The organism is Bradyrhizobium sp. YCK136, from assembly GCF_044570075.1.
GTDB lineage: Bacteria > Pseudomonadota > Alphaproteobacteria > Rhizobiales > Xanthobacteraceae > Bradyrhizobium > Bradyrhizobium diazoefficiens.
Map to the genome: position 1 here is coordinate 2,773,253 of NZ_CP172424.1, position 12,567 is coordinate 2,785,819.

11 protein-coding genes are annotated in these 12,567 nt (G+C 64.5%); 6 read left to right on the forward strand and 5 right to left on the reverse strand.

What is annotated here, in order from left to right:
• Positions 1 to 40 precede the first annotated feature (40 nt).
• Together ACFLEY_RS13000 and ACFLEY_RS13005 are read left to right on the forward strand one after the other, a co-directional pair.
• Positions 41 to 1,315, forward strand: a complete 1,275-nt coding sequence (locus tag ACFLEY_RS13000; RefSeq protein ID WP_060912633.1) for an allantoate amidohydrolase — start codon at positions 41 to 43, stop codon at positions 1,313 to 1,315.
• Between the two features lie 96 nt (positions 1,316 to 1,411).
• The gene (locus tag ACFLEY_RS13005) at positions 1,412 to 2,785 is read left to right on the forward strand and encodes a hypothetical protein (RefSeq protein WP_060908366.1); all 1,374 of its coding nucleotides are present in this window, start codon (positions 1,412 to 1,414) and stop codon (positions 2,783 to 2,785) included.
• 10 nt (positions 2,786 to 2,795) lie between these two features.
• On the opposite strand, the gene ACFLEY_RS13010 is transcribed toward ACFLEY_RS13005, so the two are convergent.
• Both ACFLEY_RS13010 and ACFLEY_RS13015 read right to left on the reverse strand, forming a co-directional pair.
• Positions 2,796 to 4,115, reverse strand: coding sequence for a dicarboxylate/amino acid:cation symporter (locus ACFLEY_RS13010; protein WP_060908365.1), 1,320 nt, complete (start codon positions 4,113 to 4,115; stop codon positions 2,796 to 2,798).
• 86 nt (positions 4,116 to 4,201) lie between these two features.
• Complete coding sequence (locus ACFLEY_RS13015) at positions 4,202 to 5,215, reverse strand: formamidase (RefSeq protein WP_011088885.1); 1,014 nt, start codon at positions 5,213 to 5,215, stop codon at positions 4,202 to 4,204.
• Positions 5,216 to 5,412: 197 nt separating this feature from the next.
• Here ACFLEY_RS13015 and ACFLEY_RS13020 point away from each other — a divergent pair, with 197 nt between their 5' ends.
• Genes ACFLEY_RS13020 through ACFLEY_RS13030 form a run of 3 tightly spaced genes read left to right on the forward strand, consistent with a single transcriptional unit; the run spans position 5,413 to position 9,359 of the window.
• Positions 5,413 to 6,081: a TetR/AcrR family transcriptional regulator gene (locus tag ACFLEY_RS13020; protein ID WP_028174416.1), complete on the forward strand. Its 669-nt coding sequence runs from the start codon at positions 5,413 to 5,415 to the stop codon at positions 6,079 to 6,081.
• 8 nt (positions 6,082 to 6,089) lie between these two features.
• Positions 6,090 to 7,955 carry an adenine deaminase gene (locus ACFLEY_RS13025; RefSeq protein ID WP_038966716.1) on the forward strand — a complete coding sequence of 622 codons (1,866 nt, stop codon included), beginning with the start codon at positions 6,090 to 6,092 and terminating at the stop codon, positions 7,953 to 7,955.
• A gap of 12 nt (positions 7,956 to 7,967) precedes the next feature.
• The gene (locus ACFLEY_RS13030; RefSeq protein ID WP_060908364.1) at positions 7,968 to 9,359 is read left to right on the forward strand and encodes an NCS2 family permease; all 1,392 of its coding nucleotides are present in this window, start codon (positions 7,968 to 7,970) and stop codon (positions 9,357 to 9,359) included.
• Positions 9,360 to 9,367: 8 nt separating this feature from the next.
• Here ACFLEY_RS13030 and ACFLEY_RS13035 read toward each other — a convergent pair whose 3' ends face one another.
• Entirely contained in the window at positions 9,368 to 9,589 is a 222-nt protein-coding gene (locus ACFLEY_RS13035) for a hypothetical protein (protein WP_060908363.1), read from the reverse strand.
• Between the two features lie 353 nt (positions 9,590 to 9,942).
• Between ACFLEY_RS13035 and ACFLEY_RS13040 the strand changes: the two genes are divergently transcribed.
• Complete coding sequence (locus tag ACFLEY_RS13040; RefSeq protein ID WP_025576443.1) at positions 9,943 to 10,125, forward strand: hypothetical protein; 183 nt, start codon at positions 9,943 to 9,945, stop codon at positions 10,123 to 10,125.
• Positions 10,126 to 10,151: 26 nt separating this feature from the next.
• Here ACFLEY_RS13040 and ACFLEY_RS13045 read toward each other — a convergent pair whose 3' ends face one another.
• Positions 10,152 to 11,528 (reverse strand): VWA domain-containing protein, encoded by a 1,377-nt coding sequence (locus ACFLEY_RS13045; RefSeq protein ID WP_396604663.1) that lies wholly within the window; start codon positions 11,526 to 11,528, stop codon positions 10,152 to 10,154.
• 5 nt (positions 11,529 to 11,533) lie between these two features.
• A complete protein-coding gene (locus tag ACFLEY_RS13050; RefSeq protein ID WP_060912631.1) occupies positions 11,534 to 12,481 on the reverse strand; it encodes a MoxR family ATPase in 948 nt (315 codons plus the stop codon).
• Between the last annotated feature and the right edge of the window lie 86 nt (positions 12,482 to 12,567).

The following is a 12,567-nucleotide window of genomic DNA, read 5'->3' on the forward strand; positions in this document are numbered from 1 at the left end:
GCCGCCGCCGCGGTCCCAGAAGATGGAAAGCTCGACCGAGATGGGTGCTGCTACCGCCGTTCAAGATGCATTGCTCGGCAAGGAGATCGTTCGCCGCATCAACGAGCTCGGCGCGATTTCGGAAGAGACCGACAAGCTCACCCGCATCTTTCTCAGCAAGGAGCTGCGCGCCGCTGCGGATCTCATCCTCGGCTGGATGCGTGAGGCCGGCATGAGCGCGCATCTCGATGCGATCGGCAATGTCTGCGGCCGCTATGAGGGCGAGCGGCCGGGGGCGCCCTGCCTGATGCTCGGCTCGCACTACGACACCGTGCGCGACGCCGGCAAATGGGACGGGCCGCTGGGTGTGATCACGGCCATCGCCTGCGTCGCCGATCTCAATCGCCGCGGCAAGCGCCTGCCGTTCGCGATCGAGGTCATTGGCTTTGCCGACGAGGAGGGGGTACGTTTCGCCTCAACGCTGCTCGGCAGCCGTGCGGTGGCCGGCACTTTCGACGAGAGCGTCCTGAACACGCGCGATCGCGACGGCGTGTCGATGCGCGATGCGCTCGTCAAGTTTGGCCTCGACCCGGACCATGTCGGCGCGGCCGCGCGGGCCCGGCGCGAGTTGTTGGCCTATCTCGAATTGCACATCGAGCAGGGTCCGGTGCTGGAAGCACAGAACCTGCCCGTCGGCGTTGTCACCGCGATTGCGGGCGCGACACGGCTGGCCGTGCGGCTGAACGGCATGGCCGGTCACGCCGGCACCGTGCCGATGGCGCTGCGCCGTGACGCGCTCACCGGCGCGGCCGAATGCATCGGCGCGATCGAGCAGTTCTGCCGGACCGACGAGGGCGGCCTGGTCGGCACCGTCGGCTACATCCAGGCGAGGCCCGGCGCGACCAATGTCATCCCGGGCGAGGTGTCCTTCACCATCGACATGCGCGCGCCGACCGACATGCACCGCAAGCGCGCGGTCGCCGACGTCGTCAGGCAGATCGAGGCGATCGCTAAGCGCCGGCAGCTGGCGCTCCAGCTCGATGTCACCCACCAGAACCGCACCGCACCCTGCGCGCCCTGGCTGAAAGACCAGATCGCGCAGGCGATCGCCGCGGAAGGCGTTTCCGTGTTCGACCTGCCGAGCGGGGCCGGGCACGACGGCATGGCCATGATTGACATCGCCGATGTTGGCATGATTTTCGTCCGCTGCCGTGGCGGCGTCAGCCATCACCCGGACGAGCATGTCGAGCTCGCCGACGCCGACGCCGGCGCACGGGTGCTGCTCAGGGTGATCGAGAATTTCAGGCCGCGGGAGGATCGCGCCGGCGCGAAGTGACTATCGGGAGCCCGCACGTCATCGGGACGAGACACGAATCAGTCACGCTTGGAACGGTGGCCGGCCATCGCCGGGATCCCGAGACACCAGGCGCACATGAACAGCGATATTTCCTTGCCGTCACATCGCGGAAATCGGTTTTACCAGGGGATGGCTGCGACCTTTGTCGCCAACGCTCTTCAGGCCGTCAATTTTCTCGGTGATCGATTCCTGAGAAAGTCGCATCCTTCGTTGTCGGCCATCGAGGATCTTTACCGGCACTCGATGGACAGCGCCTTCTCGGTGACCGAGTCCTTTCTCGTCACGGGAGCGCCGCACGCATCCGCCTATTATCCGCGCGACTTCGCCTGGTTCTATCCTGACGTCCTCGACCCCGAGACCATCATAGATGCGCAGGACGCGGTGCGGCGGGCGCGTCTGCTCGAAAAGAGCGTCCGTCTGTTGCTGGAGGCGGTTCGAGCCAACGTCGTCACGACGACCATCGTCCCGGCGGGACACGCACGGTATCTCGGCGTGAACTATTTCTCGCGCCCGTCGGACACGCTGCTCGGCATTCTGGCCGGCCTGCGGCAGATGATCTCTGCCGAGGAGAGAGCGTCGTCCTATCTGGCGATGTCACAATGCGCGCATGCCGGCCGCTTGTTGCTGGCCGAATACGGTGGCGACCTGAAGCGCGCGATCCTTCAACTCGCGCGTGAGCTGGAGCCGTTCGACGACGACGGTGTCAGGCATTTGCTCTGCGACGCCGGCGCGCCGCGCTCCGCGGCGACGGACACGCGTGCCGAGCGCAGGCGTTTCGTCACCAACGCCTGCGTCTACACGACGTTCGTGTGGGGCGTGCAGCTCGGGGTCGTCGACGAGAATGAGCTGAAGCGGCTGCCCGGGCACGACCTCGGACACTACAAGAGGGACCTGCTCCGCCTGTTCGGCAAGGGCGGCTATATCAGGCACTCTCTGGATGGTCCGGCGGGCTCGCCGGTGTCATCGGTCGCCCTGGACTTCGTCAGCGTGCATCGCGGATTTTGGGATATGAGCGAGGCAAGCGAGCGCGCGCTGTTCGCGGCCACGACGGATCTGATCCTCGCCGAGCCGCGGTTTCGCATCCCCAGCACCTTCCATTTCCTGGTATCCGCCGATAATCCCCGGAACAAGATGATCCACAAGATCGCAGCTCCCGCCTATCAGGGGCGTTCGTCCTGGCCGACCTTCAACGTCGAATTTGCCGATCGCATGCTGGACTACGACGAATTCTCGGGAGGCGATACCTATCGGGCCTGCGCCCAGGGGATATTGAAGGACATCCGGACCGCGACCGAGGTCCATGGCGGTTATCAGGAATTGATCTCGGAGCATGGTCTGAAATATCGCACCTGGGCTTACAAGGGCGCCGTAGCTCACTCCTGGTTTCCGCGCTTCCTGTCCGTCTGGAGGAGGGCGTACGGGACGCCGCTCCTCCAGTGGAACGATTGATCCGCGAGCGCTAGCCCGCCGTTACGTCCACCGTCTCGCCGCCTTCGAGCACCTTAGCCGCCTTGGCGCGGTCGAGGTCGCCTTCCCAGGCCGCCACCACCACCGTCGCCACGCAGTTGCCGACGAGGTTGCCGAGCGCGCGGGCCATGCCGATGAACCAGTCGACCGAGAGCACCAGCACGAGGCCGATCGCCGGAATGCTCGGCACCGCGTTGAGCGTCGCGGCCAGGATCACGATGGCGGAGCCCGGCACGCCGTGTGCGCCCTTTGAGGTGATCAGCGAAACGCCGAGCACCAGGAGGAGATCGCCGAACGACAGCGGCGTGTTGGTCGCTTGCGCGATGAACACGACGGCAAGTGTGAGGTAGATCGAGAAGGCATCGAGGTTGAACGAATAGCCGGTCGGGATCACGAGGCCGACCACGGAATCCTTCACGCCCATGCGCTCCAGCTTCTTCATGATCTGGGGCAGCACCGCGTCGGAGGACGCCGTTGCGAGCACGATGGTGAGCTCCTCGCGCAGGTAGGCGAGGAATTTGAGGATGTTGATTCCGGCAAGCGCCATCACGCCCCCGAGCACGCCGAGCACGAAGATGCCGACCGAGACGTAGAACAGCATCACCAGTGAGACGAGCTGCTTCAGCGAGCCGACGCCGTATTTGCCGACGGTGTAGGCGACGGCGCCGAGCACGCCGAGTGGAGCGATACGGACGATAAGCCCCATGACGCGGAACAGCACGGTGGAGGCTGCGTCGATGATGGAGGTGACGAGCGCGCCCTTCTCGCCGCCGACGAGCGCAAGACCGACGCCGAACAGCACCGCGAAGAAAAGCACCTGGAGCACGTCGTTGCGCGACAGCGCATCGAAGGAGGTGGTCGGGATCACGTTCATCAGAAAGGCGCCGATGCCGCCGCCGGACAGCTTGTGGGCGTTGTCGGCGTAGGTGTTGAGCGCCTTCGCATCTAACGTCGACGGATCGATGTTCATGCCGTGGCCGGGGCCGAACAGGTAGGCGAGCAGCAAGCCGACCACGAGGGCGACCGTCGTCATGACCTCGAAATAGACCAGCGCCTTGACGCCGACCCGGCCGACCTTCTTGAGGTCGCCGGCGCCGGCAATGCCGTGGACGACGACACAGAACACGATCGGCGCCACGATCATCGAGATCAGCTTCAGGAAGGCGTCGCTGAGGATCTTGAGCCCGATCGCGAAGTCCGGAACGGCCATTCCCAGGATGACACCAAGCGCCAGCGCGGCCAGGACCTGGACGAACAGTGAGGCGTAAAGCGGCTTGCGCTCGGCGGCCGGGGCCGCGGCAATGGTCGACATGGTGAACTCCCCCAATTTGGCGCGTCTCGGGCGTCAAAAGGAGCAACTACCGTGCCAGAATGTCGCGGTCGGAGTCGAAAACGGCTCTATTCCGCCGCCTTCGCCGTCTTGCCGTACATCCGTGTCGGTGCCGGGAAGCCACAGGAACTGCCGTCGGTGACCTTGACCTGGTCTTCCCACGGCAGGCGGAAGGTGCCAGCGACCATGTCCTGCATGAAGGTATAGGGGCAGTCCATCGCGCCGCCTTTCACCGCGACATAGCCGCGGTGCCAGAGCTGGTAGATGTTGTTCTCGACGCCCCAATTGATCCGCGCCTCGCGCACGAGATCGGGCCGCACCTCGGCGGTGATGATCTCGTCGGCGCGACCGGTGGTGCCGTGCGCCAGCACCGCGCCGTCGAAATTGACGATCATGCCTTCGCCCATGGAATCGAACGAGCCATCGCTGCCGCACATGCAGACATTGGCCGTCACCATCAGATTCTGGAACGAATTGGCCTGGTTGGTGAAGCGCCAGGCCTCGCGGATCGGCGCGGTGTAGCCCGCAGTGCGGATCATGATCTCGGCGCCCTTGTAGGCGCATTCCCGCGCCATCTCCGGGAACATGCCGTCATGGCAGATGATCAGCGCGATCCTGGCGCCTTTCGGACCCTCGATCACGGGAATGCCGATGTCGCCGGGCTCCCACGGCTCGACCGGAATCCAGGGATGGAGCTTGCGGTAGTACAGCTTGATCTCGCCGTGGTCGTCGATGATCAGGCCGGAATTGTAGGGATTGCCGTGCGGGTTGAACTCCATGATGGAGAAGCAGCCCCAGATCCTGTTGTCGACGCAGGCCTTCTTGAAGGCCGTGACTTCGGGTCCGTCGAGCCGGCACATGATCTCGGGATTGGTGTCCATCGAGAGGCCGTGCAGCGAATATTCGGGGAACACCACCAGATCCATGGTGGAAAGGTTGCGGCGCGCCTTGCCGACCATCCAGACGATACGCTCGGTCTGCCTTGCCAGATCGGCCCGCGTGACGACGTTCGGCAGTTGCAGCTGCACGAGCCCGATGACCACGCCCTCAGGCGATTTGTTCAACCCGCCAAGCCCGTTCATGATCAGCTCCCTTGCTGGAACCAGAGCGCCGCGCCGCTGCGTGCGATCGTTTCGTGGAAGAGCAAATCCGATTTTGGCGACGCGCAAAAGTCCATTTTTCAGGCGGGCGGCCGAGCGTGCCGACGCCCATTGTTGCGGCGCGGCGTGCCTCAAGTCTCGGCTTGACCCTCCAAATCGCCTGATGTCAGACTTCTGACATGAGTACAGCAAAGCGACATATCGCCAGTCTTCGTGACGAATATGCCGAGATGACGCGGCAGCGCATCGTTGCGGCTTTCGTCGAAACGCTGGAGGACGAGGCGGCCGACGACATCTCCATGGCCGCGGTGGCCAAGCGCGCGAAGGTGGCCGAACGAACCATCTATCGGCACTTCAAGACCCGCGCGGAACTGTTTGCTGCGGCCGGCGAGTGGATCGAGGACAACGTCTTCAGCTACATTCCCTTCACCTCGCCTGACGAGCTGCCGGAGATTTTCCGCAAACTGTGCAAGCGGTTCGACCGCCATCCGCATCTGGCGCGCGCCATTGCGATGACGCGGGCCGGCCGCCGGGTGCGCGCCGGCTTCCGGCGGCACCTGATCGACCAGCATCGCAAGGCGATGGCGCCGCTGGTGCGACATCTCCCCGCGAAGGAGGTTCGCCAGGCGGAGGCGCTCGCGTCCTATCTCAACAACGTGCTGGCCTGGAATGCGATGCGCGAGGATTTCGGCATGACCAGCAGCGAGATCGCCGATGCCATCGAGTGGGCGCTCACGACCCTCCTGAAGGATGTCCGGCAGCGCGATGCCGCTGCGGCGCGAGGCGGCAAGGCCGGCAAATCTTCGCGGACGCGGACCACGAGCCGCGAACGTACCGGCGTAGAGTGAGGCAGGTCATGAATGCGATACCCGACGATCTTCTGATCACTGCGCCCGACGAGGTTCGCATCCGCCAGGACCTGGTGCTGACGGCGCTCGGCCACCGGCCGGCCGATCGCTCCTTGCGGGTCGGCAGGCTGCTCGACGTGCACAGCCGTACCTGGAGCGAAGATCAGGAGATCGTCATCAAGGGCCGCCGCATCGCCTGGGTCGGGCCCGCCGGCAGCTATCCGGGCGAGGTCCGCGAGCGGGTGCATCGGCCCGATGTTGCCGCCGTGCCCGGCTTCGGCGAGGTGCACAAGCATATCGAAAGCTCGCATCTGACGCCGGAATGGGAGGCCGCGCTGGTGCTGCCGCATGGCAATACCTGGACCTGCGAGGCAAGCCACGAGTTCTCCAACGTCAACGGTGCGCGCAATCTCGAGTTCTGGTTCGAAGCGCGTCGCCGCGGCTCGCCGCTCAAGATCTTTCCGCAGCCTGGTTCGGCGGTGCCACCCACGGCCTATGAATGGGGTGGCGGCTGGTATGGCCGCGACGAGCAGGCGCGCTTCATGGCCGAGAGCCTGATGGTGACCGGGCTCGACGAGGTCATGGACTGGCCAGCGGTCTGGAATCCCGACAATCCGTCCTACAAGCGGCTCTGGGGCATGATCGAGGCGACATTCGCGGCGCGCGGCGTCGTCGAAGGCCATGCCTCCGGCTTGCGGGATCTGCCCTCTATCAACGCCTTTGCGGCGGCCGGGCTCGCGTCCGACCACGAAGTGCAGACTCCGGAAGAAACCTGGGACAAGCTCACCCGCGGCCTGTTCGTCGAGCTGCGCGTCTATGCCATGGACGAGATCGTCAGATGGCTGCTCGCGAAGGGTTTGCAGGACTGGTCGCAGATCGCGTTCACGACGGATGACCGCAGTGCCAGCCACACGCTCGAGCTCGGCGCCAGCGACCACAATGCGCGGCTCGCGATCGAGGCCGGCCTCGCGCCGGAAATCGCCATCCAGTGTCTCACCATCAATCCGGCGCGCCACATGCGGCTTACGCCGTTCGTCGGCAGCCTGGCTCCAGGCCGTTTCGGCGACGTGGTGCTGCTTTCGGATGTTGGCAAACTCACGATCGCCGAAGTGTGGGCCGACGGCGTCCAAATCTCCGAAGGCGAGCGCTACATCGGCCAAGTGCCCGAGATCGTCTGGCCGGACTGGGCAACGAAGACGGTCAACATCAAGCGCTCGATCAAGCCTCAGGATTTCGAACTGCGAGCCGAGCCCGGCCGTGCCACGATGAAGGCGGCCGTGATCCGTCCCTTCCATTGGCATCCCGAATTCTACACCCTCGAACTGCCGGTGCGTGACGGTGCCGTGCAGCGCGACGAGAGCGAGGCCATCACCAAATTTGCGATCGTCGACCGCTTTTCGGGCGACGGGCGCATCGCAAAGATGTTCTGGCGCGGTTGTGGACCGCGCACGCCGGAGACGGCGGTTGCCTGTTCGGTGGCGCACGACAAGCACAATATCTGGGTGGTCGGCTCCTCAGACGCGGCCATGGCGAAGGCGGTGAACGCGCTTATCGAACTTCAGGGCGGGTGGGCGCTGGTGCGTGAGGGAGAGCTCGTTGCAACCGTGCGCTTCGAGGTCGGCGGGCTGATGAGCTGCCGCTCGGCGCAAGCGCTCGATGCCGAGATGCAGGCGCTCTACGCGGAGGGGCGCAAGGTCGACTGGATGTATGAGCCGACCTACCGGCCACGCTGGTATCCGGGATTCCCCGAGCGGCTGATGTTCGCGACGCTGACCTGCGCGCCCTGGAGCTGGGTGCTGGTGGCGCCGTGTGAGCAGGCGCCGCTCGGCTTCATCAACGTGCAGACCGGCGAAGCGCACCCGGTGATCTGGTAGGGGGAGAACTGGATGAACGAGATGACGAAGCCGCAAGCCGCCTCCGCAGAGCCGGCGCCGCGCGCAGCCGCCGGACTGCTCGATCGCATCTTTGGCCTCACCGAGCGTGGCACGAGTGTCGGCCGCGAGGTGATGGCCGGCGCGACCACGTTCGCTGCGATGGCCTATATCATCGCCGTGAACCCGGCCATCATGTCCAACGCCGGAATGGATCGTGGCGATCTGGTCAGCGCCACGGCACTCGCCGCGATTTTCGGCTCGATGATGATGGGGCTGTGGGCCAATCTGCCGCTCGCGGTTGCGCCCGCTATGGGATCGAACGTCATCTTCACCTATGTCATCGTCAAGCAGATGGGCATGCCTTGGCAAGGTGCGCTCGCCATGGTCGCCTTCACCGGCGTTCTGTTCCTGATCCTCAGCCTGTCGAAGCTGCGCGAGAAAGTCGCGAAGGATGTGCCGGAAGCGCTGAAGATCGGCATCCAGGCGGCCGTCGGCACGCTCATCGTCTTCATTGCGTTGCGCGGCGCCGGCTTCGTGGTCCAGAACCCGTCGACCTACATCGCGATGGGATCGCTGCGCAGCCCGCCGGTGCTGTTGACGCTGTTTGGCCTCCTGCTCACGCCGGTGCTGGTGGCGCGCCGGGTTCCGGCGGCGCTGATCCTGTCGATCGCGGTACTCACCCTGATCGGCTTCTTCGTTCCCGGCGGCAACGGCAAGATGGTGACGTCGGTGCCTTCGGCGATCATGTCATGGCCCCGCTGGCCGAGCAGTACCTTCATGGCGCTCGATTTCGGCTATCTCTTCAGCCATTTCGTCGTCGCGCTGCCGCTGCTGTTCTATTTCCTGTGTGCCGAATTCTTCTCGACGCTTGGCACGCTGATCGGCGTGACGGGTGCCGCCAGCCTGCGCAAGCCCGATGGCTCGATTCCGAACGCCACCGCTGCGTTTGCCACCGATGCGACGGCATCCATCGTCGGCCCGCTGCTCGGCACCTCCGTCGTCACGGCGTACATCGAGTCCATCACCGGCGTGCAGGCCGGCGGCCGAACGGGGCTGACTTCGCTGACCGTTGCGGGGCTCTTCTTCCTTGCGCTGTTCTTCTGGCCGATCTTCGTCATCATCCCGCCACAAGCGACTGCGCCCGCGCTGGTGCTCGTCGGTGTGCTGATGATGCAGGGGCTTGCCCGCATCGACATGACCGATCTCGGCAACGCGGTTCCGATCGTGCTGACGCTGCTCGTCACCGTTCTGACCAATAACCTCATCAACGGAATGGCCCTGGGAACGCTGAGCTACATCGCCCTGGAAGTGACAGTCGGCCGGCGGTCGCAGATTCCGGCGATGGTGTGGGGGCTCGGCGCCGTGTTCATCGCTTACGCGATCGTGATTGCCCAGATCTTTTGATGCGCGCCCTACGCCGCGAGATCCAGCAATTTGCACGATCCGCGCACCAGCGCCTTGCGGCCGGCCGGTGTCATCGCGGGCGCGCCGTCATCGATGACAACGAGGCCGAACTTGACGAGGCTTTCGACGACATAAGCCTTCGGGAGGCGACCGTTCGACACCGGGTTACGAAGCGCCTTCAGCGCTTCCCACTGGTCGGGTGAAAGATCGAAGTCGAAATCGTTGCTCATATTGCCTCAAGCGATCGTACCGTTCGCGCGCCTCTGTTAACGGCGCTGCATGAAGACCATGCGACGACAATGAGTCGGGAATTCGGTGAGCTGTTTGGAACATCTCTTCACGAATTGCCGCACTTCGTTGCGCCACAAGAGTTAAGATCGTTCGCGCACGACTATCGTCCCGACCTGCGATCACTAATTGATGATTGGCTGTTGATCGTGTGGTGAAAGCTATCGCAGTGCACGGCAAGCATTGCTGTCCCATTCTGCGTCGCAATATGCACAGAAATCGTGAGGCGAGGGGCACGGGACTCTGCTAGGTTGATTCGCAGGGGATTGGCTTCACACAACTGGAGTGTGAGTGCATGAACAGGCTGGTGGAAATTCGCAGTCAGGAATTCCTGTGCCGGGAGCGCGCCGCGCTGGATTCTGAGCGCCGGATGTTCTGGCTCGCGCAGGCCCAGGAATGGGAGCAGCGCGCGCTCGACGAAATCGCCTATCACTTTCGAGAGTGCAACCTCGTCCAGGCCGAGTTGGCTGCCGCCTGACGCCAGACGACGGACGTGATCCCCGTCTACTGATAAGTCGCCACGATATCGGACACTGCGCGCTCGAGCTGGTGCGCGGTGGCGCATTGGCGTACCACGCTGCAAAAGGTCGCATAGCGGGGCATCTCCGAATCGCCAAAACCCCAGGCGAGCCGCCCCTCGGGATTGAGCCAGACCAGCCGCTTCGAGCGCTCGGAGATCCGGCGCAGGATGTCGGCGCGCGGATCGAGATTGTTGCTGCGGGCATCGCCGAGCACGATCACCGTGGTCTGCGGCGTCAGCGCGCTCATGAAATCCTTCTCGAAATCGACCAGCGACGAGCCGTAGTCGGATGAGCCGAAGCCGACTTTGGACATGATCTCGGCCATCGCCTCTTCCGGCGACTTCGATTCCAGAATGTCGCTGACCTCGATCAGATGTGAGGAGAAGGCGAAGGAGCGGACGTCGTCGACCACCTCGTGCAGCGAGTGGATCAGGAGCAGGAAGAAATCGGAGACCTGCGCGACCGAGCCGGAGACGTCGCAGAGCGCGACGATTTTCGGCCGGTCGCGATGCTTGCGCTTCCACGCCGTGAGGAAGGGCACATCACCCCAGGCCGCATTGCGGCGCAGCGTGCGGCGGACGTCGAGATGCCCGCGGCGCTGGCGCTTGCGCGGCTTGGAATAGCGCTCGCGCAGGCGGCGCGCGATCTGGCGGATGAGGGCGCGCATCTCGGCGACCTGGCGCCGCTCGATCCGCGCAAGCGGCGCGTTGCGCAGGATCTCGTTGCGCAGGTTTTCGGCCTCTTCGCGGGCATAGAGCGCAAGCCCCTGGGAGACGGTGTCGCGGACCGCTTCGCGCAAGGCGTCGAGCGCGGCGCGCAGGCGCTCGGCCAGCGCGGGATTGGTTGCGGTCAGCTCATCGAGTTCGTCGCGCAGGCGCTGCAGGCCCATGGCGTCGAGGATGCGGCTGGAGAAGATGCCGCGCTGCGTGGAATAGCGGATGTCGGACAGGGACGCGGCGCCGGCCCCGCTGGCGATCGCTGCCGCGATCGCATTGCGATCCTGCGACAGCAGCATCTGCGCGAGCGGGCCTAGTCCCTCCTGCGGCGAACCGCCGCCCGCATCACTGGACGCGCCGGAAGAGGGGGCTTGATCCGTCTCCTGCGAGGCATCCTCGTCGGTGCCTTCGGGCTGCTCCTGCCGCGGCTCCGGCTGGCTGAAGAACAGATCAAAGCAGTCGCCGAGCGCGAGTTTCTCGTCCTGCGATTTGGCGAGCGTCAGAAGCAGGGTGTCGCGCAGGATGGTTCGGTCTGAAAAGCCGACCTGCGCGACCGCGCGCATCGCGTCGATGCTTTCGGCGGGCGAGACGTGTACGCCCGCGCCACGTGCGGCCCGAAAGAAACGATGGATGTTCTCGCGCATCGGCGTCAATCGAAGACGTTGGATCGTGCTGCCTTGGCAATGAAGGTCGTGACCTGGGGCTGGGCCGCCTCGATATCGGCTTCGTATTTCAGGAGCACGTTAAGCGTGTCCTTGACGATCTCCGTGTCGAGCTCGGAGGCCTGAAGCAGCACCAGCACGCGCGCCCAGTCGATGGTCTCGCTGACCGAGGGCAGCTTCTTCAAGTCCAGCGAGCGGATCTCGTGGATGAACCCGACCATCTGCCGGCGCAGCGTCTGCGAGATGCCGGGCACGCGGCTCTCGACGATGCGCTCCTCCAGCCGCTGCTCGGGGAAGCCGATATGCAGATGCAGGCAGCGCCGCTTCAGGGCATCGCCCAAGTCGCGCTCGCTGTTGGAGGTGAGGATCACGGTCGGTGGTGTAATGGCGGAGACGGTGCCGAGCTCGGGGATCGTGACCTGGAAGTCGGACAGGATTTCCAGCAGCAGCGATTCAAACTCGGCGTCCGACTTGTCGATCTCGTCGATCAGCAGCACGCAGCCGCCGGGCTGCTCGAGCGCCTGGAGCAGCGGCCGCGGCTCGACGAACTCCTTGGAGAAGAACACGTCGCCGAAATCGTGGAGCTGATCGAGCGCAGCGTGCAACGTCTGCGCGCCGCCGAGGACCTCGCCGAGCTTGTCCTTGAGGATCTGCGTATAGAGAAGCTGCTTGGCGTATTTCCATTCATAGAGCGCCTTGGCCTCATCAAGGCCCTCGTAGCATTGCAGGCGGATCATCTTCATGCCGCGCCAGGCGGCGATCGCCTTGGCAAGCTCGGTCTTGCCGACGCCTGCAGGGCCCTCGACCAGGATCGGCTTCTCGATCTGCTGCGACAAATAGACGGCGGTCGCGATCTGCCGGCTGGCAATATAGCCTTGCGCGGCGAGGCCGCTCTCCACTGCCTCGATCGCGGTCGAGGGCTTCTGTTCAGCCACGAATTGGCGCTCCCAAAGGTCTTGCTTGAGGCTTGTTCTGCCTGCGTTCCGGGCAAAGAACAAGTCTCGTTTGGGAGACATCAGAC

Bases quoted from the DNA above. Each gene is read 5' to 3' on its own strand.
- ACFLEY_RS13000 (WP_060912633.1), top strand. From the start codon at position 41: ATGGGTGCTGCTACCGCCGTTCAAGATGCATTGCTCGGCAAGGAGATC.
- ACFLEY_RS13005 (WP_060908366.1), top strand. From the start codon at position 1,412: ATGAACAGCGATATTTCCTTGCCGTCACATCGCGGAAATCGGTTTTAC.
- ACFLEY_RS13010 (WP_060908365.1), bottom strand. From the start codon at position 4,115: ATGTCGACCATTGCCGCGGCCCCGGCCGCCGAGCGCAAGCCGCTTTAC.
- ACFLEY_RS13015 (WP_011088885.1), bottom strand. From the start codon at position 5,215: ATGAACGGGCTTGGCGGGTTGAACAAATCGCCTGAGGGCGTGGTCATC.
- ACFLEY_RS13020 (WP_028174416.1), top strand. From the start codon at position 5,413: ATGAGTACAGCAAAGCGACATATCGCCAGTCTTCGTGACGAATATGCC.
- ACFLEY_RS13025 (WP_038966716.1), top strand. From the start codon at position 6,090: ATGAATGCGATACCCGACGATCTTCTGATCACTGCGCCCGACGAGGTT.
- ACFLEY_RS13030 (WP_060908364.1), top strand. From the start codon at position 7,968: ATGAACGAGATGACGAAGCCGCAAGCCGCCTCCGCAGAGCCGGCGCCG.
- ACFLEY_RS13035 (WP_060908363.1), bottom strand. From the start codon at position 9,589: ATGAGCAACGATTTCGACTTCGATCTTTCACCCGACCAGTGGGAAGCG.
- ACFLEY_RS13040 (WP_025576443.1), top strand. From the start codon at position 9,943: ATGAACAGGCTGGTGGAAATTCGCAGTCAGGAATTCCTGTGCCGGGAG.
- ACFLEY_RS13045 (WP_396604663.1), bottom strand. From the start codon at position 11,528: ATGCGCGAGAACATCCATCGTTTCTTTCGGGCCGCACGTGGCGCGGGC.